Raw genomic sequence first — 25,852 nt, forward strand, 5'->3', positions numbered from 1 at the left:
CATACCGCTATGATCACGATTACACCACTGGACAAAGTCGGCAGCAACGAACAGGGATACACTTATGAATATTTTCATGAACGCTACGGCAGGCACCTTATCGGCTTCCGTAAAGCAGGCAGTGTGAGCGGCAGGCATTATCATAAGGGCCTGTCGCTGACCAAGGACCCGGAGATCCTGATCCTGGCCAGCGGCAATGCACAGCTGAACTGGCGCAAGGTAAACGATACCCTTACCGAACAGGTATTTGTAGAGGCCCCCGCCAGGATAGAGATACCCGCATATATCTGGCATGAATTACTGGCCCTTACCGATTGTACCTTTATCGAACTGAACTCCTTATCCGAACACCAGGCCGATACCTTCCGCGACGAATAAGCCGCTGCAGCCCCTAAAATATTGCTGCGGATTGCTTAACTTTATTCCCTAATCATATCGACGATGGGATCTTTAGCCAAGCACCTGGGATTATTGCTTTTCCTGATTATAAGTATAACTGCATCCGCACAAAACCCGCAATACGCCTTCCGCGTAAGCTTTAAAGATAAAAACGCAACCACCTTTACCCTGTCGGCGCCGGCAGCCTACCTCTCGCCCAGGGCCATTGCCCGCCGCGCAAAGTACGGTATCGCGACCGACAGTACCGATCTCCCGGTCAATAAAGTGTATATCGACAGCGTGCTCAAGGTTACAGAGGGCATACTGCACCTCAGCTCCAAATGGCAGAACCACAGCGTGGTGCTGTTATCGGACTCCAGCAAGATCCTGCAATTACAAAATATTGCTTTCGTTAAAAACATAAAACAGGTAGCCTATTATGCCAGCGGGCTGCATGGCGCCCATACCGCGCCGGCCACCGGTGGCGGATCGGGTACGATGGGTACCAACGGCACTGCCCCCGCCACCTTCGACCAGGCCTTCTATGGCGACGCCTGGTCGCAGATCGGTATGTGCAACGGCAACTACCTGCACCAGAACAGCCGCATGGGACAGGGCATGCTGATTGCTACCATAGACCTCGGGTTTGCCGGCGTAACCCTGGCGCAGGCCTACGACAGTATGCGCAGCCATAACCGGCTTACCGATACCTGGAACTACCTGTACGATACGGCACATGTATTCGGCTATTCCGATCATGGCAGTAAAACTTTATCGACCATGGCAGCCTATCTGCCCGGCGGCTACGTAGGCACTGCGCCCGAAGCGAGTTATGCCTTGTATGTAAGCGACGACCAGGCTACGGAACAGAGTATAGAAGAAGATAACTGGCTGGCCGCTGCCGAGCGCGCCGACAGTATAGGCGCCGATGTGATCACGACCTCGGTAGGTTATAACGAATTCGACAACCCGGATGATTCCTATACCTACAGCGATCTTAACGGGCATACCACCATCGTAGCCCGGGCCGCCAATACCGCTTTCAGTAAAGGCATACAAGTGCTGGCAAGTGCAGGCAACGAAGGCGTCACGCCCTGGCAGTATATATTGACACCCGGCGATGCAGACAGCGTTATGACCATAGGCTCGGTAACCGCTGCACGGCTGGCCTCTTCGTTCTCGGGCAAGGGCCCTAACGCATCGGGACTGCTTAAGCCCAATGTATGTGCCCAGGGCACTTCCGTTTCGGTGATCGTGAGTAACGGTACGGTAGGTATTGCAAGCGGGGCTTCCATTTCCACGCCGGTGCTCGCAGGACTTACCGCCTGTTTATCGCAGGCCGCGCCTGCCATGCAACCCGGCAGGATGCGCAGGCTCATAGAATCAGTATCCGATTCCTTTGCCACACCTAACGTTAAGACCGGCAATGGCATTCCCGACTTTAAAAAAGCGCTGGACCGGGTAACCGATATCGGCGATATTACCAAAAACGGTGCGCCCGCCTTCCTGGTCTACCCTAACCCGGCCACCACGGCTATTTATATCCGCACATCCAGCGCAACCAGCGGCGCCACTGTGGTTACCTGCCACGACCTGCAGGGCAGGCCCGTTTACCAGGCCGCATTACGGCCGGCTGCCGGCGCTACCGAAAAAATAGATATCAGCGCCTTTCCTTCCGGTGTTTACTTTGTCCGGATCAGTACTGCAAAAGGATTCCAGGTAGAAAAGATCGTTAAACACTAAGGGAGTTGGTTTCGAAAAACGGCGACAAACATACAATCGGCCCCGCGGCTGATGCCGTCGATAATACCGCTGTGTAGCAGTTGCAAGCCGGGGCGCCCCTCCATGAGCCTTTGTACCACGGCCTCATTCTCGGCAACAAATACCGAACAGGTAATGTATACGAAGAAACCGCCCGGTGCAAGACAGGACAGGGCATTGGCTGCAATGGGATACTGCAGCGCTGCAAACTTCTGTAATTGTTCCATTTCAAAAAAATGAAATTGCTCGGGTGTACGGGCCCAGGTACCGCTGCCACTGCAGGGCACATCGCAGATAATGGTATCGAACAGGCGTCCTTCCAGGGCTGCCGCAACCTGCTGCGTAGCCGTGTTATCGATCACCTTCATTTCCAGGCCCGAAAGATGGTATTTCCTAAAGCGCATTTTCAGGTTATGCAGGATGCTTTCGCGGATATCGCTGACCAGTAGCCGGAAAGCCGGCAGTTTGTCTTTAAGCAGTATCGATTTACCACCGGCGCCGGAACATACATCCCATACCTGCTGCGGTACAAAGCCCGCCTGTCGCATGAGGTCCAAAGCGCCTTGTATGCTTGCCTGCGAGGCCCAGTCCTGTACCACGTAATCTTCTTCTTCGAGCAGGCGGTCTACCGGGGCGCCATTCTTCAGCGACAGGCAATCGTCTGCACGCTCCTGCCCGGCTGGCCAGCCCGTAGCCTCTTTGTGACAGTCGATATCGCTCTGCTGCAACAGGACCATTACCTTATCCACTTGTTTCCTTACCCGTATAAAAAGCCGGGGCTGACGCCTTAGCGAAGCCAGCCAGCCGCCCGCAGACATACCTGCGGAAAGCGGTACCGGGAACCCGGCTTCGACTATTGGCACAGGCGCAGCTGCCACACCCTGCAGCACCCGGTCCAGGAAGGGGTTATCGCTGCCGCATAACTGCATACCGGTCTTTATTACCGGCAATACCGGCGCTCCGTTATCCCAGGCCGACGCACAGCGATAATAGATGTACACCGCTTCGCTGATGGCTTTACGGTCGCGGGATCCTAATTTGGGATGTTGCCGGAAATAGGCTTTCAGGAAAACAGACAATGGCGGGTTGCCCTTGTAAGTGGTCAGTACGGATTCGATATGGAATAAAAGAAACTGCATGATTATTCATTAACAGCCGGCCTGCAGGTACAGGGGCTTCGGCCGGCAAAAATGCCGTTTTATCGCGAGATTCTCAAATTAAAGGGATTAGCGCCATTCAAACCGTTATAGTCGGCATTTCCTATCAAATTTTAACATTTAAGCGTGCCCCGGCGACAACAATTTCCCTTCCCGGCTGTAATCAAAGTATCATCAAAAAATTACGGTCATGGACTACTCCCTTCAGAATCGACAAACGGGTGCCGCACGACGTAATAACCTGCTGATCGCAAAAGGTTCGTTGGCTATTGCCTGGGGTGTTGCAGCATTATTGGGGGCCATCATTAACCCGATGGCATTGGTTTTTACTTTCGGACTCCTGAACATCGCCGCGGCTCTGTTCACCTTTGCTTACGCCTACAACAACAGGCACCTTAAGATAGCGCACCAGTGGCTGCTGCTCGAGGGGTGTATCGAGTTGCTGGCCGGTATCGTCTTTACCTTCGTGGTGCGATCGGTACCCCAGTTTATCGAATACATGAGTTATGGTATCATTTTTATCATTACCCTGCAGTTTATGTACGGTTATACCCTGCTGCTTAAAAACGTGGTCAACCCCAGGAATATGGCGGCCAGGTTCGGTAGCGTTATCCTGGGTACGATCATCTCCGTAGGCCTGCTGGCACATGTATTTTCGCTTACCTTCTCCTTTATTGTTATTGGTATCTTTTCCATTTTCTACGGTATCCTGAATATGCAGTTTGCCGTAAAACTTCGGAACGTAGTATTGGGGAAAACCGAATAAGATTTGTTTTGCCTGTATCATAAAAAGCTAAAGCGCCTGTAGTAATTACAGGCGCTTTTGTATGGATGCAAGATTGTTACCACCTATGATCAAACGGAATTGCTGCTGGGTATTAAAAATCGAGCCTGCCGACCTGTACCTATGTCACTTATCTAATGGAAATTAATAGCGAGCGCCTAAGCAATCCGGGATAGATATATAAACTACCATACCGGGTCCTGGCGGGCAAATGTGATGCCATAAAATTCCAATTTTCTCGCAGCGCGAACGCCGCGACAAGAAAAAAGTGGGGATAAACGATACAAAAAACCGCCGGTTGTGCAGGCTCCCGCCTTATACCTAAATTACTTATGCAATAATAACATGTAAGGCACGTCCCAACGGAGCTAAGACCGTTGCAGGATCATAACGCGGCATTGCGGCACGCGCAGCCGGGAACATTTTAGAACGGATAACCGATTGCCAGGTTAAAGAAGAGGTTCTCCCTGCGCCAGTCGGGATCGCCCAGGCGGATATCGTTAAAGCGCCAGCGCTCGCCATCGGGCAGCCAGGGCTTGCGGATCGGGAAGGCGAAGTCGAAACGCAGCAGCAGGATCGAAAAGTCGAAACGGATACCCACACCGGCATCGACGGCCAGTTGTTTATAGAAGTCTTTGGTAAACTCGCCGCCCGGGAAATCCTCGTTGTTGGGCCGTTGCAGCCATACGTTACCCGCATCGGCAAATACAGCACCTTCGATAAACCGGTACAGCTTGGCCCGGTACTCCAGGTTGGCTTCGGCCTTGATATCGCCGCGTATCTCGAACTGTTTGGTCGTTCCTTTAAGGTAATACTCGTTATAGATACCCGGGCCCACAAGCCGCGATGCAAAGCCACGGAGACTACTGCTACCACCACTGAAGAACTGCTTCACGTTGGGCAGTTTGCTGGAGTTGCCATAGGAATAACCGTAACCGAACATAACACGCGATGCGAGCACGGTCTTTTCGGTAAGGTTGCGGTAATAACGGAAGTCGGCCTGGAACTTGAGGTATTGGGCATAGTTGGAACCGAATATCTTCTGGGGGTTATCGGGCGAAGCACGCTGGGCAATACCAACCAGGTTGCCGGACAGATCGACCAGGCCCGAAAAATAGAAATTGTCTTTACGGTTACGGCCGTCCAGTTGCGAGTTATAGGTATACTCGTAGGTAGGCCCGAAGATGATACCGTTATAGATCAGGTTACTCAGGTTAAAGGAATCTTTTTTGGCCAGGTCGAGTGTATCGGTCCTTACCAATGTAATATTGAAGGGAAACAGCTTATGATCCTTCGCGGCATCTTCTTTCCAGTTGTACCCGAAGCCGAAACTCAGTGAGTTGATCTGGTACATACCCGACCTGAGGGAATAGTTATAGGCGGCCGACATAATGGTACGCGGAATGTACATACCCGACGGCTTGATATCGATAAAGGGCACGATATACCGGGGAATGTTCAGGTTGGTTTCCACTCCAAAATTATAGGTATTGGGTCTTTGCGCCTGTACGCCGCCGCCGTATTGCGCCTCAAAGCTCCCGGTAAGCTTAACGGTAAATACCTCTGCACCCCGGAACAGGTTTTTGTTGCGCCAGCTGAAGGAACCCCGCACACCACCCCTGCTGTCGTTTTGCGTAAAGCCGCCAAACTCTACGTTGAAGGCCTTACGCGGGTAAGGCGTAAGCAGGTACGACACATCCAGCAGGTTGCGCGTACTGTCCCGCACCGGTGTAAATTCATTTTTTACAAATTTAAACGCGCCCAGCGTGACCAGCCTGTTCAGGGCTATATTCTGGTCGCGTTTATTATAGAGCTCGCCGGGCGTGAGCTGCATGGCCTGGTAAAATACATAGGGCCGGTACAGCTTTTGCCGGTCCACTACTTTAAAATTGTTATACAGTACCGTATCGGCCGCAGAGGGATTGCGGCGGCGGAAGGTGCTGTCGCCCGAGCGCCTGCTGGTATTGGTCAGGCGGTAGTTGGGCTGGATCAGCACCTGGTTAATGGTGTATTTACGGTATGCATTCCTCGGCATTTCGTTGTACTTCATCTTCAGGGTCAGGTCGGCTTCGTTGTTGCCGATACCCGTATCCGCGTCGATCAGGATATAGTCGGGGCTGAAATAGTAATACCCTTTGTTCTTTAGAATATTATCGATCCTTATGCGCTCGTTTTTAACCACATCGAGGTTATAGGGATCGCCGGTTTTCAATAGTGATTTGCTTTCGCGGTCGGCTACATCCTGTGCCAGTACCGAAGTGTCGGTCTTCTCGTAGTATACATTACGGATTTTGGTCTGCGGTCCGGCCGTCACTTCAAAAAAACCATGGGTCTTTTTCTTTTTTGTTTGTTTGGTACCTGTCGATACCGCATGGAAATAGCCCTGGTTCTGCAGGATATTGACCAGTACTTTATTGTTGCCGTCTATATTGAGCTCGCTGCCCAATACCGGCGGCTCACCGATCTTGTTGCGCAGCCAGTTGCGGAATCCTTTTTCTTTTTTGGGTACGCCGGCAATATTATACAGGGTAAGTTTAAGGCGTATGGTCAGGAACGAGGAGTTGGGTTTGGGCCGCACGGATTCTTCCAGTTGGGTAGCCAGGCGTTTTTTTTCCGACTTGGGCATAGCCGAATCCGTAATCTTGACCGTACTGCCCAGGTAAAGCGATTCTTTCTCGGACAGGTAACGGGAATTGCTGCAGGACATAGCGTGCAGCACATACAGTATCAGTAAGGAAGAAAGTAAATATTTGCTTGGCTTGGGCATCAATTGGTCTTAAAAAATTAGTCTTGAATGAATAGATACAGCAGGTGTTATTCTTTTACCCCACCACCCTGCTGCCGCTTCGCTTCTTCGGCTCTCCGCTCCTGTAACCGGCGCTGGGCTTTGGCCCTGTTACGGAAAATGTATTTGAACTTATTGTACTCGATCGCTATACGGAAGCTTACACCGGTCTCGATCACATAACCGTCGATAATATTCTGCAGCTGGTTGACCCGGTAAGCGCGCACCAGGTAACGGCCATCTTCCGTAAGCCGGTAATCGGCCGACAGGTTACCCGGTATCAGGCTGCTCTGCTGGGTTTGCGCCTGCTGGCCTTCCAACTGGAAGTCATTGCCCACCGTAATATTCAGGCGATCGTTAAATAACCTTTTGGAAGCCGAGATGTTCAGATCGGTACGGTTCGACTTTTGCCCGGTCGAATAGTCTTCGGACGATTCGAGCCCAAGGTTCAGTTCAAAGCCCTGTATCAGCTGTCCGGCGATGTTATTGAGCTGATCGCTGAGGAAGCGGCTGGCGCTCTGGCGTGCAGCATATTCGAGCCCGCCGCCTGCACCCGATGCAAAGGGATCGTCGGCAATGAAACGGCCCAGGATCAGGGCGGCAAACACCTGCTTGTTCAATACCGAAGGATCAGTGCGGATCTCTGTCAGTTTGTTCTGTACCTGGGTAGCCACGTTCGAGGTTACCACGCCCGCTTTATTCTCCGGCAATACGATATCGAAGGTGATTTCGGGCTTCATTACCTTTCCTTTCATCTTCAGCAATACATCGAAAGGCAGGCGTTGTTTATAATAGTTGAGCTCGCTCTGGTCAACCTGTTTCTCCACCAGTTCGTAAGGCGCTATGTTGGCAGAATAGGCGGCTGTGATATCCACGTCCGCATCCAGCGGATCGCCCGAGAGGGTTACCGTACTGCCCGGTTGTATCTTAAATTTCTTGCGGATAAAGTTGTAGTTCAGTTCGTAGTAACCGTCGCTCAGTTCGTAGTTACCGGTGAGGCCCATAGCGCCATCGGCGCCCATAGCGGCGTTCAGCGAGGCTTCTCCTTTTACCTGCAGGTTATCGCCGGTTACCGGGTCTATAATCACGTTGAATACTGCGCTCTTTTCAATACCCACGTTTACGTTAAGCTGTGCGCTGCGCGACAGCCGCAGGTTATTGCCCCGGGTAACCAGCTGCGTGGAATCGACCCAGGAAGTATCGCGGCTGTCGATAAACCGGACAATACCTTCGCTCTCCGAGATGCCCGGACCATAATCGATCATCGCATAGGTTAGCTTGGTACTGTCGTGTATAGTGAGGTCGCCATCTATTTTAGGTGCCGTAGCCAATCCTGTAATACTGAGGTTCGAGCTCATAAACAGGTCGCCGTAGAACATCTCGTAATCCGTCTTTTTGGAACTGATGGCCTGCCAGTGGTCGGTATTGACCTTCAGGTTAAGGAAATACCGGCTGTAATCGCGGGTACGCACCCTGCCGTTGATGGTGGCATCATGCCCATTCTTGTCTTTAATGGTAAAGTTGTTGAACAACATACCCTCACGCGCAAAGGTGATGGTCTCTGCCGGCATCAGGAAAGGCGCATTCAGCATGCTCACCGTGGTTTTCAACTGGTCTGTTTTCAATTCACCCAGGATGCGGGGGCGCTCCGGCGTACCTTTGATGTTGAGGTTGCCCCTTACAAACCCGGAACTGTTGCGGATTGACCCGAAAGCCAGTCCCTGCAGGCTCTTAAGACTTAAGGCATTGACATTAAGATCAAAATTAAAGGCATTGCTATCAACCGGCACCAGGTAATAATTACCCTTGAGCAGGATATCGTTCTCACTGCCTTTCAGCGCCAGTTGGGCTTCATACACATTCTCCGTTTCATTTTTGGCATTGGCGGTAACATTGCCGATGGTCTGGTTATAGGCCTTAAGACTGTCGATACTCAGGTCGCCTACTACTTTAGGGAAGGAATCGCGCAGGTCGAGGTTTACTTTCGCATTAAGGGTACCATCGGCAATCAGCGTATCGCGGCTTATCATAGTCATGATGTCGCCCAGCGAAAAGTTACGGATGGTGAGGTCGATCGGCGAACGGAACTCCGGCGCCACGCTGCTTACGGTAATGGCCTGGTTATCCCGTTTCAGCTCGAAATCGCGGATATAAAAACCGTCCTTGCCCAGGATGATCCGGTTGGCCGGGTTTACATTCCACTGGGCGTAATTGATCAGCATGCCTTTAAACACACGGATACTGGTAAGACTGCTGTCGTTGTTGATATCGTGGCTGATCGCGCCGCCAAGCCGGAACTGGTTATTACGGGAGGAATCTTTGATATTGGCCAGCACGTATATGCTGTCGGCCCGCAGGCGACCGGTAACGGAAGGGTACCAGAGCTCAAACTGTCCCTGGCTGTACTTTTTAACCGATGCGGCATACCGCAGGGTATCGCCCGACTCGCGCACGGTTACTACCGCACTGTCGAGCTTATTGGTACCGTAAATGATACGGGGTATATAAGCATTGAAATTCAGCGCGGCATTATCCAGCGCCGCGTTGATCCTGATCGAATCGAAAGGCTTCAGATCGGGTGCAAACTTCTTGAGTACGGGGCGGTAGGTAATGCTGGCATCCAGGGCCATATCGTAACTGGCCGGCGCCTTGATACCGGTATCCGATATGCGGTAATGCCGGTTGATATGCTCCAGCGCAGCATTGCCGATCTGGGTAAGCGGCATATGCCCGGTAAGGGAAGCGTTGAGGATATTGGCTGCATTCAGCGTTATATGCTGTACGCTGTCGGCAGCCGGGCGCGAAGTGAGGATGAGCGAGTCCAGGTTCAAGACCCTTGCCGGTAAGGTTACCTGCGGGCTGAGTAAGGTCAGTATACCATCGGGGTAGTCGGGATTCAGGCTGGCAAAATCGGCCAGGATCCGGGTCTTCACTTTCAGGGTATCATTATAGAGCTTCAGCGCCTGCGGATCGAACTGCTGCAGGTCCAGGTCGGCCTTCAGTGCAGGATACTTATTGCTCAGGTCGGCTGTAGCTGCCAGGTCGAAGCTCAGGTTCGGGTCGGTTGCATTACCCTTTACCGTTGCCACCTTATCTGCTATAGTGCCGCCCAGGTAAATATTATTATAGTCATAGTTCATGAGCCATGCCGACAGGATACGCGCATCGAAGGTGGTGTTCATCCTGTTCACATCGAAGCTGGTCCCTTTTGCATTGGCCGTCAGGCTGATTTTACCCATCAGCGTATCCTGGCGCAATATACGGCCCAGGTTCAGCATATGGGTACTCAGCGCCAGGTCGTACTGTTCGCGACCCTCGCCCGGCGACATTTTCAGGCTACCCTTTACGGTAGCATCCCCATCGGCGGTTTTAATGTTCACATCCGGGAAGTAATCCTTGGTGGTACCGGATATATGCCCGGCAATGCTGAACCAGTCGGGGATACGCAATTGTTGCTTTACACTGTCGGGGATAAAGGGAGCGATATCCTTGTAGGTTGTGCGCAGCGTTTTTATATTGAGGTTGTAGTTCAGTTTATCCGCATCGGGCATACCGTTCAGCTTACCGTTCAGCGCAATCTCAGTACCGCTAAGCCCCGAGGCATAAAAATCGTTTATGGCCAGGGCATTCAGGTATCCTTTCAGGTTGGCGGTAAGGGCCAGTTGCTGGCTGGCATAGGGCTGCAATTGGCGTTGCTGTGCCGGGGCCATAAAGTAAAGCACATCCTTGATCCCCACCTTGCTTTTGTTGACGGCGATATTGAGCTGCATTTTCTGCATCTCTTTTTCCAGCGCAGCCAGCGAAGGATATTTCACTTCCAGGCGGTCCTGCAGTACCGTATTTGGGGTAAGCAGGTATAATTTATCGAGCAGTGCGCCCTGGCTGTGGTAGATAAACTGCGTGCGCAATTCGATAATGCTGAAGCCGCTCTGTTCGGCCATAGCCAGGTGTTTCAGGTTGGCGGATATCGTATCGGGACTGTACAGTACCTGGTCGGCATTCAGCGAGAAGTTGCGGATATTAAGGTGCGCATAGTCCATACCGCTCTTTTGCTTTGGCTGCGCATTGTTATCCATCGCATAACCGATGTTCTTCAGCATCACGTTGGCTATGGTTACGCGCCAGTTGTTTTCGCTTGTTGCGGTATCGGTATCCGTCTCTTTCGGCTTTACGGTTACCCCTTTGGTGGGTTTGCCCATTACCAGTACACTCTGCACATCCTGCAGGTTCAGACCATCTACGTCTACCGACTGTTGCAGCAAGCCGAAGTGGTTGACCTTACCGTTAAGCTGTCCCAGCCCGATATTGAAATACATCGAGTCCTGTTTGTTCATAAACGTAAAACCGATACTGTGCAGCTGTATCTTGTCGGCCACCAATTGAAAATCGCTGGGCGGCGCGGTATCTGCCGGTGGTTTGGGCAGGTAGGACGTGTCCATACCGAAATACGATTGCAGGCCGCTCACCGTAAGCTCGGTCACGGTAAACTTCATCTTTTCGAGATCGATCTTTTTAGGCCGCAGCAGCAGGCTGTCGAGGCGCATGGCAAAAAAGGTACCGCCGGTAGCATCGTCGTAGCGGAAGCGGATGTCCTTAAGCCTTACCTTGGCTACATCGATCTGCAGGGGCTTGCTTACCGTATCGGCGGGCTCCTTTACCTGCGGCGATTCGCTTTTACCGGCAAATGCATTGATAATATAGGTATAGTTGAAGGTGGTATCGGGCAAGGTACGGTAGATATGGGCATTGACGCCTTCAAGATCTACCTGGTCTACCGCCACCTTCGCCCTGATCAGGGCAAACATATCCATATTGATGCCCAGCTTTTCTACGTTAAGCAGGGTATCCTGTTTCTGGTCGCGCAGGAAAACGCCCTCCAGCAGTATTTTATCGGGTACGGAATAATCGAAGTTACGGATCACGACTTCCGTCTTCAGCTTATTGTGCAGGTAGCTCACTACCTGTTTACGTACAAAATTCTTCCCCCATCGCGTCTGTAAAAAGACGATGACAAGAATGATCAATATAAGTATACTGCCTATAATGTACAGTAGTATCCTGAAAAACTTCCGCATCTAAAAAGTAAGCCCGGTTAAATGTCGACAATAATAAAGAAGCTGTTTTCCTCCCGGAGCCTGCACACAGGTCAATCTGGCGTACCTGCTCCCCTCATCAATATAGGCAAAAATCGCAAGGTTCATCAACATTAAAAAGAAAATCCTGAAAAATTATATTTAATAAGTCAATGAATCTATAACGGTAAGGCGATCCGGGTTTCCTTCATACATACCATAGGCTGAATAGTTTAACCATCCGCACCATTTCCTGTATTTTAAGGGAAATATTAAGATTAAAATCCGGTATTGTGTTAGTAAAATGCCAAGGCCCGTTCTGAACAGGAGGACAAGCAACAACGCGCTATCCCCTATCCGGTTCGGGAAGCCATACAAAGAAAGTGGTGCCCCGGTCCTTTTCCGTTTCGAACCATATCCTGCCGCCGGAGTGTTCTACCATGTTCTTCGTCATCGGTAACCCGATACCCGTGCCCGACGATTTGGTGGTGAAATAAGGCACAAAGAGTTTTTCGATCATATCGTCGGGAATACCGGTGCCATTGTCTTTTACGGCAATCTGTACCCCGTCTTCCATGGCCTGGAAGCGGATATGGATCTCTCCCGTCACCGGTTCCGGTATGGCCTGTGTCGCATTCTTGATAATATTGGTAAAGATGCGGATGAAATAGCTTTTATCGGCATAGACCACCAGGGCCCGGTCGCCATCTTCCAGCAGGATACGGGTATGGTCGGCTACCCGGAACAGGTCTACGATCGAGGCCAGGATCTCGTATACCGGCAGGGCTTCGGGCGCCGCATCCGGCATACGGGCAAAGTTGGAGAACTCAGTGGCAATCACATTCAGGTTTTCGATCTGTTCGATCAGGGTCTCCGATACCCGGCCTGCCAATACATCGATATCGGCCCGCCCGCTTTTTATGGCCTGTTGCAGGTATTGGATATTCAATTTCATCGGGGTAAGCGGGTTCTTGATCTCGTGCGCCACCTGCCGTGCTATCTCGCGCCAGGCCGATTCGCGTTCGGTACGGGCCAGTTTCGAAGCCATTTCTTCTACCTTTTGCATCATCACGTTATACTCGTTCACCAGCAAACCGATCTCGTCGCGGTAAGGCCATTCGATCAGTTTATTGTGCTTGAGCCGGATCAGGCGGAACTGGGTAATCAGCAGGTGGAAAGAGCGGATAATACTGTTGGAGATCAGGATAGCCGTAATGCCGGAGATAAAGAAGATGAGGGTATAAATATTGATCAGGGAGCCGAGGATGCCCGATATCTCCTGGTTCAGTTCCGTACTGGCTTCGTAATAAGGCAGGTTTACATAAGCCAGTACCTGGTCCTTATTGTCTGTAATCGGGGTATAGGCGCTTTCGTAATCCAGTACGCCTATTTTTTCTTTTTTGATCACTTCCGTCTCATTGCGGGAACGCAGCAACAGGTAAGCGCTGCGGCACATCAGCTTTGAGGTAATGCCTTTTTGCAGTAACTCGCTTTGCGAAGTAGCGATCAGTAAACCCTCCTGGTTGTAGAGATTCACTTCCGATCCCTGGTCCTCCGCCAGCATACTCAGCTTATAACCGAAATCATAACTGAGCGTCAGCGAATCGAAGGTAGCGGCCGATACGTTGATGGCACGGTCTTCGGCAAAATGACTGATATTCTGGGCAAAATAAAACAGTTTGCTGCGAAGACTGTTGCGTTGCGACTGTTTGTATTTATTGCTTAAGAAGCTCATGGTAATGGCCCCTACCACGACCAGCGAAATAAATACCGTAACCAGGATGGTAAGGTTGACCTTGGAACGGATAGAGAGGTTGAAGCGGCCATACATCATCCTGCCATGCTGCAGGTAATACAACAGGTGCCATACCAGCAGGATAAGCCCGCCTGCCACGACGAATACCGCCAGTACATAACTGAACAGGGCTACCGAATCGGCCAGCAGGTTTCTTTTATAAACCACGCGGATAACCTCGCCTTTCCCCGGCCGGAAATCCAGTACTGAACTGCGTAACGATTCCCTGAAGGTAAACTCGGCCGTAAGGGTTTGCGGGTTGATCCTGTGCGGGAACAATTCAGCGCCGTTTTGCATCCACAAGGTATTATTGCGGTAAATGGCGTAGGTGTATTTATCGTAATAGATCTGGTCGGTAGGATTGCTTTTACGCTGCAGGAAAGCCGGCACATAATCCTTCTGCGGCTTGCGGCTCCGCGAAAAATCCAGCCCGATAAAGCCAAGTGTATCTGCATCATTGGATGCCAATACCGGGCACATGCCCCAGTACACTTTACTTTTAGCAACGGACCGTTCTACATTGACCAGGCCTGCCGCAAAGGGATGCCCCGACACTTCGCCCGCCACGCGGATCAGCAGGGCATCGAGGGTATCGCGGTTAAACAGCGGCCTGCGCTGGCTGTCGTAGTAATAGGTATTGATATCGAACTTGCGTTGCTGTTCGGCCAGGTAATTGTAGAAAATGTATTTGTTGATCCTGTTTTGCTCTGCCGCCGAAGGCTGCTTCCAGTAGGTTTTTACGATCGTGTCCTGCAACAGTTTGCTGCCCGCCTCTTCGAAAGCCAGGTTTACCAGCGCGTCATCGCGCTGCTCCTGTTTGGAGGCAAAGATCTTACGCAGTTCTTTTTCCTTACTGTAGTTAAAATAAAAGATCTCGAGCGTTACCCAGGAACAAAGTATCGCAAACCAGATATAATTTTTGGGCGAGTTGGACAGTTCGGATTTTACCCTGCGGGTAAAAGGCAGGCCCAGCGCATCGATCAGCAGCAGACCAGCCAGCGCCATAAACAGCACGGCCAGCGAAAATACATGTTCATGCTCCCCCAGCCCATAAATGCAGGCCAGGCTCATCAGGGCCACCAGGATATACCGCAGCCAGTAGTTTGCCGTTAGCGTCTTCAGTACCTCGTTGGTAATGGCCAGCAACACCAGTACATTGACCGTAATTACCGAAATGGTAGCGATACCCAGGAAGGTATAAATGGTGAGGTTATAAAAATCGCTGACTTCGAAAGAGATCTTACTGTCGATAATCAGCTGGTACATGCTTACCGCCTGGCCATTATACAGGTCGCTTACCAGCAGCAGGCACAGCACCAGGCGCAAGGCTTTGTCGGGGATCGTATTTTTGAAGAACGGCCGCTTCCTCACCGGTACATTATGGAAGAGATACAACAGCAGCCAGCAATCGAAAATAACGCCCCGCAGCAGGTCGCCGAACGAGCGTATATTGTCGCCGGAGGCCAATAGCTCTGGCGAAAACAGCTGGGTATTGGAAAAACCCGTGGGCAAAGGCACTTTAAGGTGTAAAAAAGAGAGCCCGAGGCAACAAACCAGCAACAGCAACCAGCCCAGCAGGGGGCCCTTACGCCTGCCGGCTTCCAGGCAGGTATAATGGATCAGGAGCAGGATACAGGCCAGCCCCAGCAAACTGAACACCCATACCAGGGGACCCACTTTGTACAGGGATGCCGGTTCCTCTTCGAAGCTGAGGTAAAAAAAAGTATGGCCCCTGCTATCGCGGATCGCGATGCTGCCCGCACCAGGCTCCGAGGTAATGCTCGTGGATGCCGGTATTCTTTTATCCGCAAAAAAACAGGACCGGAAATACTGGTTATCTATTTTGTAATCGGCTGCAATCGGGATAAGGGTAAAGATGTGGTGCAGCGTATCGCCGGCCATAGGGTACGGTACCGGGTCGGCACGCACATAAAAGACCCGGTTAAGCAGGTTGACGATCGCTCCCTGGTAATACTCTTCGGGATGTTCAATCACCTCGGGACTAAGGTCAACCCGGTTGGTGCTCCAAGAAACGATATCGCGGCCCTTGCATATAAAATAAAAGTAGTCGCCGGAAATAAGCGGGTCTTGCCCGTTCCGGAAATAATGATCAAATACGCCCTGGTTCCGGTCCTGCTCGATGGCATTTTCCCGTTTCAGGAAATCGTGCTGCACCTTGTTGGCGAGGTATTGCGGCTTGTAATGCGCCAACTCGAGCTTATAGATACAGGCAGCTATTGCCAGGAAGGCAGCAGCCAGCACGATCCACCCGGTAAAGGGCGCTTTATTGAACCATTTTTTTACCAAATCAAACAGGGTTTCCGGGGAGTATAGTAGATCAAAACATCAATAAAAGACAAGGCATGCTTAGCGTTCCTGCAGTTTTACCTGGTTCCAGAGCGCATCCATCTCTTCGAGGCTGAGGTCGTGCAGTTTCTGTTGCCGGGCTTCTGCCAGCACTTCCATCTGCTCGAACCTGGATTTGAATTTACGGTTGGTCCGTTCCAGCGCGCTCTCCGGGTCTACGTCGATAAAGCGGGCGTAGTTGACCAGGGAGAACAACAGGTCGCCGAATTCTTCTGTTACCGCATCCTGTGTTTTTTCGGCCAGTGCTTCTTTCAGCTCCTGCATTTCCTCTTCCACTTTGGCATATACCTGCTCCTTATTATCCCATTCAAAGCCCACCTGCCGGGCCTTATCCTGCAGCCGTACCGCCTTTACCATTGCCGGCAGGGCATTGGGCACGCCGCTCAGCACCGATTTGCGGCCTTCTTTAAGCTTGATCTTTTCCCAGTTCTGCTTCACTTCCTGGTCGTCGGTTACTGACACATGATCGTAGATATGCGGGTGACGGGCCACCAATTTGTTGCTTACCGAAGCTATCACATCGTTAAGGGTAAATTGCCCCTGCTCGGCGCCGATCTTGCTGTAAAAAAGAATATGCAGCAACAGGTCGCCCAGCTCTTCTTTAATACCCTTCCAGTCTTCGGCAATAATCACATCGGTAAGCTCATAGAGTTCTTCGATGGTTTGGGTGCGCAGGCTGTGTATGGTCTGCTTCTTATCCCAGGGACACTTCTCGCGTAATTCGTTCAGTATATTTTGCAGCCGTTCAAGAGAGCCGGAGTAGTTCATAAGTAAATTTTAATCGGCCAGGGGCCATGATGCAACAAAAATAGATAAATTGAGCCAACGCAGGCTGTCAATTATCCCAAAAAACAACGCCGGTCGCCCTGTATTGTTATACGGATCACCGGCGTTGTCTACGCTGAATAATAAGCTGCTGTTTTTTATTCCATGCGCCGGAAAAAGAAAAGCAGTAAAAAGGAAAATACCAGGTTGACCGGTACGGGTATAAACAGGATATCGCCAAGCGCCTGCTTGTACACACTGGGCGGTGCAAAAAAATGCAGGCTCACATTGGCCACGGTCAACAATACATAAGCCACCGCAGCCCATTTCCTGTACAAAGTTGCCCCGCTCCAGAACACGGTATACAACAGCAACACGGCCGGTATAAGCCAATAGGCCATATATACATCATTATTGCCGATATAATTGAACGCTTCCGAAATGGTAAGCCCCAGGTGGAACAAAGCAATGAGGGGAAACAGAACCGGTGGCCGGCGAAAAAACCGGTATAAAAAACCTTGAGACTGAGCCATGATATAAAAATAAAGAGACCGTTATGGTGATAATTGCAGGCCTATTTAGGCAGCATCATGCGGTAGTCGACCCGCACCTTACCCTTCGAAATGTCTTCCAGCTTCTTTTTCAGCAGGCGTTTTTTAAGCGGCGCCAGGTAATCGATAAACAGTTTACCTTCTATATGGTCGTATTCGTGCATAATAACCCTGCCGGTAATGCCCGAGAAGGTTTCTTCCTGCTCCACGAAATTTTCGTCGAGGTACCGGAGGGTAACCTCGCCGGGGCGCACCACATCTTCCCTTACTTTAGGAATACTGAGGCAACCCTCGTTATAAGCCCAGTCCTTGCCGCCGGTGGCTACGGTATGTGCATTGATAAATACTTTTTTAACCGGCTTTTCGTCGGGGTATTCCTTTTTATCTTCTTCGTCGAAGCCTTCCACGATCTGCACCGTGTCTATTACGAATATACGTACCGGCTTATTGATCTGCGGCGCGGCGATCCCTACCCCATTGGTATGGTACATCGTTTCCCACATATCGGCAATCAGCTTCTCCAGTTCCGGGTAGTCTTTATCGATATCCTCACACACCTTACGCAAAACCGGGTGACCATAAGCTACAATTGGTAAAATCATCTTAAAACTATTCTGTATTTTATGAAAAGAGTGCAAAGGTAAGCATTATAGCCGGCTTAATGCACAAAATAGCGCAAATGCATCTTGTTTATTATCATCAAATTTTCCCGACCTTCGCAGCGGAATTTTCGAACCCCATGAACATAATCCTCTTCGACGGCGAAGCCCGTAACCACTTGCTCCCGTTTACCCATACCCGGCCGGTGGCCGACATCCGTTGTGGCATACTGACCATGCGCGAACGCTGGGAAACCAACCTGCAAACCACCAGCTCAACCTTAACGGAAGCCTACCTGCAAAAGGCCTTCCCGCTGCAGGGCGCCGACAAGAATATTTATATCAATGCCGCCCTGTTCTGTACCCCTGAACTGGTGCAGGCCGTTAAAACACTGGCGCCCGGCGCCGCCCTGGTACAGGACGGCGAATTGCTGGCCTGCAATACCAGCGCACAACCCGCCAGCCCGCAGGCCCTGCTGGACCATAGCCGCGAACTGGAACAGGTACTTTTCCGCGGTTTTATACACCGCCTGCAGCGGGTATGGGATATCTTTGCCCTTAACGGGCAGGCCATAACCGAAGACTTTGCCCTGCTTACCCAGGGCCGCGACTCGCAGGAGCTTCCAGCCTATGTTACCGCCATACAACCCGAAAATATATTCGTAGAACCCGGCGCCCGCATCTATCCCTGCATCATCAACGCCTCGGCCGGACCGGTTTATATCGGTAAAGACGCCGAAATTATGGATGGCTGCGTGATACGTGGTCCCCTGGCCCTGGGCGCGCACGCCACCCTGAAGATGGGTGCAAAAATATACGGCGCGACCACCATAGGCCCCGATTGCAAGGTAGGTGGCGAGATCAGCAATGTGGTATTCTTTGCCAATAGCAATAAGGGGCACGACGGCTTCCTGGGCAATGCCGTTATCGGTGAATGGTGCAACCTCGGCGCCGATACCAATTGCTCCAACCTGAAAAACAATTACGACGAAGTGAAGATCTGGAGCGAATACCAGAATAAGTCCGTGAAGACCGGGCTGCAGTTCTGCGGCCTGCTTATGGGCGACCACTCCAAATGCGGTATCAATACCATGTTCAATACCGGCACCGTAGCCGGCGTTAGCTGTAATATTTATGGTGGCGGCTTCCCCGATAAATTTATACCCTCCTTTAGTTGGGGCGGCAGCGAAGGCATGACGACCTACCAGGTTGAAAAAGCACTCGATACCGCCAACCGGATGATGGCCCGCAGGAATAAAAGCCTGTCGGATGCGGAAATTGAAATTTTGCATCATATTTTTGAGGCCTCAAAAAACCAACGCGAGTTACTCCACTAAAAAAATTAATACCAAGCAATATATATGTCCAGAAAAAAAATCGTTGCCGGTAACTGGAAAATGAACCTCAACCTGTTCGAGGGGAAACAATTAGTTGCCGATGTGCTGCAAAAAAGCCTTAGCCTGGCTGAAGGTACCGAAGTGGTGATCGCTCCTCCCTTTACCCAGCTGGAGCTGGCCGCTACCCAGCTGAAAGACACCCCGGGTTACCTGCTGGGTGCGCAAAACTGCCACCAGGAAGCATCCGGCGCCTATACCGGCGAAGTATCGGCCGCTATGCTCAAAAGCGTAGGTGTTACCTATGTTATTCTCGGTCACAGCGAGCGCCGCCAGTATTTCGGCGAAGACGAAACCCTGCTGGCTAAAAAAGTAAATGCAGCCCTGGCCAACGATCTTAAAGTGATCTTTTGTGTAGGCGAACCGCTGGAAGTAAGAGATGCCAACGGCCAGAACGAACTGGTACACCAGCAGATCGTAGGCGGCCTGTTCCACCTCGACCTGGCCCAGTTTAAAAATGTAGTGATCGCTTATGAACCCGTATGGGCCATTGGTACCGGCCGTACCGCCAGTACAGAACAAGCCCAGGAAATGCACGCCTATATCCGTTCGGTAATTGCGGATAAGTATGGCGCCGAAACGGCAGAAGACACCAGCATTCTTTACGGCGGCAGCTGCAAGCCATCCAATGCAGCCGAACTGTTTGCCTGTCCCGATGTAGACGGTGGTCTTATCGGCGGCGCATCGCTCGTAGCAGCCGATTTTGCCGGTATTATCGAGGCTTCGAAATAAGGATTAAGCCGCCGGTGTACAGAATGCGATGAACCTCAGCGGCTAAGCATAAAAGCCCGCCAAAAGGAGCTTTACCGGTGATCCTTATTAAAAAAAATAGTATCTTCGTATCTTATTCGTTTTTTATAAATAGCAATTTTATGAGTTTAGAAGTAACGGGCAGGTTACATGCCAAATTTCCTACGCAGCAGATCAAAGACAACTTTTCCAAAAGAGAATTCGTGTTGGAGTTAACCGATGAGAGCCCTACCGGTATGGTGTTTACCAATTATGCATCTTTCCAGCTCGTGAATGCCAGTTGTGGTGTAGTAGACCAGTTCCAGGAAGGTGAGATGCTGAAAGTTACCTTCAATATCCGCGGTAACAAATGGGAACGCGACGGACAGGTAAAATACATTACCAACCTGAACGCATGGCGCGTAGAAAGAGCAGGTGCAGCCCAGGGTATGCCCCAGCAACAGGCTCAGCCACAGCAACAATACAACCAGCCGCAGCAAAATATGGGTGGCTTCCAGCCTAATCCCGGTGCTGCCGACGATCTTCCGTTCTAAGAAAATCGTATACCTTTTTAATCTTTTGCCCGAAACCCTGTTGTCTGCAACAGGGTTTCTATTTTTCAAATAACATCCCGTTATCCCGGTATTTACAGTCATTAACGATTGTAATATGCACAGGCTTTTTTAATTTCGCAGTCTAAACTCTCATAAATGCAAAAATTAACCCGGTTAATCCCCCTGATCCTTTCCTTTCTAATCCTTTTCAGTGCCTGCAGCAAGGCCCCTGAAACCACCAGGTATATACCCAAAGACGCGATCGGCGTTGTGAGCCTGAATACTGTTGAACTGGCCAAGAAAGTAGCCTGGAGCGCCCTCGCCGGTAGTCCTATGTTCAAAGAGATGACCGGTAAAGCAGGCGATACCACTAAATTCGATATCGAGAAAACCGGCATCGAGCCTTTAACCACGTTTTTTGCATTCGGCATGCCCGACCAGCGCCTGGCCGGTAAAAGCAAGTTCATGGTGATCCTGCCGCTGAAAGACGCCGAAAAATTCAAAACCTTTATCAAAGAAAATTACCCCAATGCCAAGGTGGAGTTAAAAGATAAACTGACCTTTATCTCCATAGACGCCAATACCTGTATCGGTTTCGACGGTAAAACCGCCATCGCAGCTACGGCCAACAAAGCCTACCAGCGCGAATGGAACGAGGACGGCACGCCTAAAGTAGCCGACAACAGCCAGCACCTCACCATCCTTACCGAAGAGATCCAGAAATGCTTTGCCTTACCCAAAGACCAGTCCATCGCCGAAAATAAAGAGTTTGCCAGCCTGATCAAGGAAAGCCACGACTTCTCCTTCTGGCTGAACTACGAAGCACTGGCCAGTGGCCTGTCGCAGGAAGAACTGGGCAGCGCCGGCGCGATTATGGCTTCGCAGAAGAAACTGGTAAAAGACGCCTACTTTACCGGTAGCCTCGATTTTGAAAAAGGTAAGATCGTAGCCGATGCCCGCTACCACTTCAATAACAGCGCCAAAGCAATCGCACAGGCCATGGCTTCCCAGTCGGACAATGCGGAACTGCTTAAAAAAGTACCCGGCAACCAGCTGAACCTGCTGATGAGCTATCATTTCAACCCGGCAGGGATCAAAGTCCTGGCCGATACCATGGGTATGGCGCCGCTGGCCAATATGGCCCTGAAAGAAATGGGACTGACCCTCGACGATATCCTGAATGCCTTTACCGGCGACTTCCTGTTTACTATTTCCGACTTTACCGTACAGACCAAAAACCTGGCGGCCAGCGTAGGCGGATCTGCGGTAAACTATACCAGCCCCGAGCCTTCGATGAAAGCCTTCCTGTCGTTCAAGATTAAAGACCAGGCAGCCTTTGGTAAACTGATGCAGATCGCAACCGGCAGGGAAATGCTGATGGCAACCGGCCCGGATGCTTACATGATCGGTGCCGGCGTATACCTGAACAAGAAAGACGACTACGTTGCAGTTACCAACGACCAGGCGGCAGCCAATGCCTTCGCTACCGGTGCTGCTGCAGCCAAGTTCGATATTCCTAAAGAAGTAAAAAACAATCCTTACGGCTTGTATATCGATATCAGGAACTCGGTACAGTCGCTGCCGCTCGACCTGCTCTATGGCAAAGAAGATACCGCCGTATTCCACGACGGTAAAAAACTGCTGGAATCGGTAGTCGCTTACGGCGGTAAAATAGACGGCAACCACGCGCCTTTCCACTTCGAACTGAACTTCCAGAACAAAGATGAGAACAGCCTGATGCAACTGATCAATTTCTCTCAGAAAGTAATGGAAGCCAACAAACGCGAAGCCGACAGCTTCGATGATATTATACCCGACGACGCAGAGCCTGCAGCCACCGTAGACTCTACGGCAAGCCCGGCTATCTAAACGCCGATACCATTTTTCAGACCCCTGCCCTATGGCGGGGGCTTTTTTGTGCCCCGGCCTTACCCGCCACATAATAGCTGCATAAAGTATTTGAAGCAGTACTCGTTATCTTTTACCAAAAGGCTAAATCAAAATATGCTTATTGGCAATAAGTTATTATTTTTGGCATTCTGGCCCGCCACGGGCCGGCCTTTGCAACTGAACACCTAAATCACAATACACAAATATGCGCTTAGCTTTTTGGAAGAAGAAAAAAGAGGATCCCAATAAAAAGAAAAAACCTGTCTGGAGAGAATGGCTGGATGCCGCATTGTTTGCCGTTATCGCCGCTACCATAATCCGTACCTTTTTCATCGAAGCGTATACCATCCCTTCCGGTTCTATGGAAGGCACCATGCTCATCAACGATTACCTGTTTGTAAGTAAAGTGGCCTATGGGCCGCGCATGCCCATGACGCCCGTTGCTGTTCCCCTGGTACACAATACCATGCCTATATTCGGCGGCAAGTCCTATACCGATGCCGTACAATGGAAATACCGCAGGCTGCCGGGCTTTGGCGATGTAAAACGTTATGATGTGGTGGTTTTCAATTTCCCCAACAACGATACCACCATGGTAGAAGACCCTGCCAATGATTATTATACCGCGATAAGAATGTTTGGCCGCGAGGCAGTCTGGAACCGTTATACCGTTATTACCCGCCCGGTCGATAAAAAAGAGAATTATATTAAACGCTGTGTGGGCGTTCCCGGCGATAAGATCCAGGTTATAGGCGGCGTATTGTATGTAAACGATAAGCAAGGCACCATTTACCCGCATCAGCGTGCAGAGTACAGCATCCAGTCGGCAACCGGCGTAGTACCGCCGCAGGATTTAGTCGACGAAGAACATATCCTGACCAACCGCTACCAGTACCCCAACGGCGCTATCGCGATCGCTTACGATATGGAAGCGCAGACGGCAGACAAGATCCGCAAAATGCCCGGCGTTACGGCTGTAGTGCCTTTCGAAGTGCTGCCTGCCGGCGAAACCGGTATGATACCCCAGTGGACTTACCCGCAGGATACCCTGCACTGTAAATGGAACATGGATAACTACGGTCCGGTCATGATCCCGAAAAAGGGCGCAAGCGTTACCCTTACCCCCGAAAACATTTCCATTTACCGCCGCGTGATCCAGGTATACGAACACAATAAGTTTGAAGAAAAGAACGGTAAATATTATATCAACGATAAAGAAGCCAACAGTTATACCTTTACAATGGATTACTACTGGCTGATGGGCGACAATCGCCACAACTCCCTCGACTCCCGCTTCTGGGGTTTTGTACCCGAAGACCATGTGGTGGGCAAAGCCTCGTTTGTATGGCTGAGCTACGGCGAGAACGGCATACGCTGGCGTCGCCTGTTCCGGGGTGTAGGAACACTGCAGGAATAATTTATGTTCAACTTATAAATTTAAGAGCAGTATCCTAAACAACAGGATACTGCTCTTTTGCTGTAAACATACTATGGTACCGATATCCGGCTTTATAAAATACGAAGACAACGAGGTGCATTGCCTGCGTATGGGCTCCGGTCCCAAACTCCTGATCGCTTTTCACGGGTTCAATAACGATGCCGCTGTATTTGAGCCGCTGGCCCGGCTGCTGCAACAGGAATATACCGTAATATCGGTAGACCTGCCCGGGCACGGTAAAACCCGCTGGAACTCGGCCTATATGGAAAAGAAGGCTTTGATGGCGATCGTACAGGGTATCCGGAACAATTTCGGGGTCGAAAAATTTGACCTGCTTGGCTTTAGCCTGGGCGGCCGTGTGGTGCTCAACATCCTGGAACTGCAACCCAACTGGGTCGACAAAGCCCTGTTGCTGGCCGCCGACGGGATGCAGAAAAACTTCTGGTACGGACTGGCTACGCGCAACCCCGCGGGTAAGATCATCTTTAAAAAGATCATAGCCGATCCCCAGCGCTGGATCAGTAAAATGGCCTGGCTGCGCAAATATAACCTGGTAGACGAATCGCGTTTCAAATTTGCCAAAACAAGGCTGACCGACGATACCATACGGCACCAGCTGTCCTATGTGTGGCCCGTAATGAGCCGCCTGATCCCCAATATCAACCTGGTAAAATGGAATATCAATAAATACAAGGTAACCACCATCGTGGTGATGGGCCGGCACGACCGCATCTTCCCACCGGACCAGGGCGAACGTTTTATCAAAAACCTGAAACAGGCACAGCTGCGGGTATTGGATGCGGGGCACAACCTGGTGCAGGAAGCCCTCCAGCAACAGATCGCTGAACTGTTGCTGCCCAAAACGGATTAGAAACGACCATTGCTCTCCCGGAAAAAACAAAAAACTATGCGTTTATTTCTGACCGGCATGCCCGGTAGCGGTAAAACCTATTGGATGCAGCAACTCGCTGCCGAACTTCAATTGGAGCAGATAGATCTCGATGCGCTTATCGAATCGGAAAACGCCGCTACGATCCCGGAACTTTTTGCCCGGGGCGAACCTTTTTTCCGGCAGTGCGAACAGGCTGCCCTGCAAAAGGCCATAGCCCTGTCGGGCGATCGCCACACCCTGATATCGACCGGCGGCGGCTTGCCGGCCTACCCCGGCAATATAGCCCTGATGCAGGCCGCAGGCAGGATAATCTACCTGGCCTCTTCGGTAGAACAGCTCGCAGCGCGGGTGCAGCTCAACCCGGGCACACGCCCGCTGCTGGCCACCGGCGACCCCAAAGTGCTAAAAGAAAAACTGGGTAATTTATTGGAGCAAAGACAAGTTTTTTACGAGCAGGCCGATATAAAAATTGAGGTCGATAACCTATCCCTTGCTACCTTTGCAGCGCAGATACGCAAGTACATTCTTTAACTGTCTTCCTATGTTCAAACCAGCTTTAACCGCGGCCTTTATCTTTGCGCTGATCGGCGTTATCGTGGGCGCCATGGGCGCTCATGCACTCCGTCCCGTTCTCTCTCCCGACATGCAGGTTTCTTACGAAACCGCCGTGAAATACCAATTTTACCACAGCTTTGCCCTGGCCTTTGCCGGTATCCTGAACCTGGCCTTTCCCGGCGCCTGGATCAAAAGGGCCACCTGGGCCTTTATTACGGGCATTATTCTCTTCTCCGGTTCTATTTACCTGTTGGTATACCTTAAAACCACGCAGTCGGTGGGTATCGGCGGTCTGGGCATTCTTACCCCTATAGGCGGTGTTTTCTTTATCCTCGGCTGGATATGCCTGTTGCTGGGTATCAATAAGCGTAAAACAAACTAATTGC

18 protein-coding genes are annotated in these 25,852 nt (G+C 51.0%); 11 read left to right on the plus strand and 7 right to left on the minus strand.

What is annotated here, in order from left to right; translation table 11 throughout:
* Window positions 1–9 precede the first annotated feature (9 nt).
* Both B0I18_RS22840 and B0I18_RS22845 read left to right on the plus strand, forming a co-directional pair.
* The gene (locus B0I18_RS22840) at window positions 10–378 is read left to right on the plus strand and encodes a hypothetical protein (RefSeq protein ID WP_106525086.1); all 369 of its coding nucleotides are present in this window, start codon (window positions 10–12) and stop codon (window positions 376–378) included.
* 63 nt (window positions 379–441) lie between these two features.
* Window positions 442–2,121, plus strand: coding sequence for a S8/S53 family peptidase (locus B0I18_RS22845; protein ID WP_106525087.1), 1,680 nt, complete (start codon window positions 442–444; stop codon window positions 2,119–2,121).
* Here the strand turns inward: B0I18_RS22845 and B0I18_RS22850 are convergent.
* Complete coding sequence (locus B0I18_RS22850; protein ID WP_106525088.1) at window positions 2,118–3,278, minus strand: RsmB/NOP family class I SAM-dependent RNA methyltransferase; 1,161 nt, start codon at window positions 3,276–3,278, stop codon at window positions 2,118–2,120. The genes B0I18_RS22845 and B0I18_RS22850 overlap by 4 nt on opposite strands.
* 208 nt (window positions 3,279–3,486) lie before the next feature.
* Here B0I18_RS22850 and B0I18_RS22855 point away from each other — a divergent pair, with 208 nt between their 5' ends.
* Window positions 3,487–4,062, plus strand: coding sequence for a hypothetical protein (locus B0I18_RS22855; protein ID WP_106525089.1), 576 nt, complete (start codon window positions 3,487–3,489; stop codon window positions 4,060–4,062).
* A gap of 442 nt (window positions 4,063–4,504) precedes the next feature.
* Here the strand turns inward: B0I18_RS22855 and tamL are convergent, their stop codons facing one another.
* The 6 genes from tamL to def form a co-directional block, all read right to left on the minus strand.
* On the minus strand, window positions 4,505–6,847 hold the full coding sequence (gene tamL / locus B0I18_RS22860) for a translocation and assembly module lipoprotein TamL (protein ID WP_106525090.1): 2,343 nt from the start codon (window positions 6,845–6,847) through the stop codon (window positions 4,505–4,507).
* A gap of 47 nt (window positions 6,848–6,894) precedes the next feature.
* Window positions 6,895–11,940: a translocation/assembly module TamB domain-containing protein gene (locus tag B0I18_RS22865; RefSeq protein WP_106525091.1), complete on the minus strand. Its 5,046-nt coding sequence runs from the start codon at window positions 11,938–11,940 to the stop codon at window positions 6,895–6,897.
* Between the two features lie 343 nt (window positions 11,941–12,283).
* Window positions 12,284–16,039 (minus strand): sensor histidine kinase, encoded by a 3,756-nt coding sequence (locus B0I18_RS22870; protein WP_106525092.1) that lies wholly within the window; start codon window positions 16,037–16,039, stop codon window positions 12,284–12,286.
* Window positions 16,040–16,099: 60 nt separating this feature from the next.
* The gene (gene mazG, locus B0I18_RS22875; protein WP_106525093.1) at window positions 16,100–16,867 is read right to left on the minus strand and encodes a nucleoside triphosphate pyrophosphohydrolase; all 768 of its coding nucleotides are present in this window, start codon (window positions 16,865–16,867) and stop codon (window positions 16,100–16,102) included.
* A 155-nt stretch (window positions 16,868–17,022) separates the two neighbouring features.
* The gene (locus B0I18_RS22880) at window positions 17,023–17,397 is read right to left on the minus strand and encodes a hypothetical protein (protein WP_106525094.1); all 375 of its coding nucleotides are present in this window, start codon (window positions 17,395–17,397) and stop codon (window positions 17,023–17,025) included.
* Between the two features lie 41 nt (window positions 17,398–17,438).
* Entirely contained in the window at window positions 17,439–18,017 is a 579-nt protein-coding gene (gene def, locus B0I18_RS22885) for a peptide deformylase (RefSeq protein WP_106525095.1), read from the minus strand.
* 137 nt (window positions 18,018–18,154) lie between these two features.
* Between def and B0I18_RS22890 the strand changes: the two genes are divergently transcribed.
* The 8 genes from B0I18_RS22890 (at window position 18,155) to B0I18_RS22925 (ending at window position 25,848) form a co-directional block, all read left to right on the plus strand.
* Window positions 18,155–19,351: a GlmU family protein gene (locus tag B0I18_RS22890; protein ID WP_106525149.1), complete on the plus strand. Its 1,197-nt coding sequence runs from the start codon at window positions 18,155–18,157 to the stop codon at window positions 19,349–19,351.
* Window positions 19,352–19,375: 24 nt separating this feature from the next.
* Window positions 19,376–20,140 carry a triose-phosphate isomerase gene (gene tpiA / locus B0I18_RS22895; RefSeq protein ID WP_106525096.1) on the plus strand — a complete coding sequence of 255 codons (765 nt, stop codon included), beginning with the start codon at window positions 19,376–19,378 and terminating at the stop codon, window positions 20,138–20,140.
* 140 nt (window positions 20,141–20,280) lie between these two features.
* On the plus strand, window positions 20,281–20,691 hold the full coding sequence (locus B0I18_RS22900) for a DUF3127 domain-containing protein (RefSeq protein WP_146146854.1): 411 nt from the start codon (window positions 20,281–20,283) through the stop codon (window positions 20,689–20,691).
* A 156-nt stretch (window positions 20,692–20,847) separates the two neighbouring features.
* The gene (locus B0I18_RS22905) at window positions 20,848–22,560 is read left to right on the plus strand and encodes a DUF4836 family protein (protein WP_106525098.1); all 1,713 of its coding nucleotides are present in this window, start codon (window positions 20,848–20,850) and stop codon (window positions 22,558–22,560) included.
* A 226-nt stretch (window positions 22,561–22,786) separates the two neighbouring features.
* Window positions 22,787–23,998 (plus strand): signal peptidase I, encoded by a 1,212-nt coding sequence (gene lepB, locus B0I18_RS22910; RefSeq protein WP_106525099.1) that lies wholly within the window; start codon window positions 22,787–22,789, stop codon window positions 23,996–23,998.
* A 73-nt stretch (window positions 23,999–24,071) separates the two neighbouring features.
* Window positions 24,072–24,890, plus strand: a complete 819-nt coding sequence (locus B0I18_RS22915; protein WP_106525100.1) for an alpha/beta fold hydrolase — start codon at window positions 24,072–24,074, stop codon at window positions 24,888–24,890.
* 36 nt (window positions 24,891–24,926) lie between these two features.
* Window positions 24,927–25,442 (plus strand): shikimate kinase, encoded by a 516-nt coding sequence (locus B0I18_RS22920; RefSeq protein ID WP_106525101.1) that lies wholly within the window; start codon window positions 24,927–24,929, stop codon window positions 25,440–25,442.
* Window positions 25,443–25,452: 10 nt separating this feature from the next.
* On the plus strand, window positions 25,453–25,848 hold the full coding sequence (locus tag B0I18_RS22925; protein WP_106525102.1) for a DUF423 domain-containing protein: 396 nt from the start codon (window positions 25,453–25,455) through the stop codon (window positions 25,846–25,848).
* The last annotated feature ends 4 nt before the right edge of the window (window positions 25,849–25,852 follow it).

The organism is Taibaiella chishuiensis (assembly GCF_003014535.1).
GTDB classification, from domain to species: domain Bacteria; phylum Bacteroidota; class Bacteroidia; order Chitinophagales; family Chitinophagaceae; genus Taibaiella; species Taibaiella chishuiensis.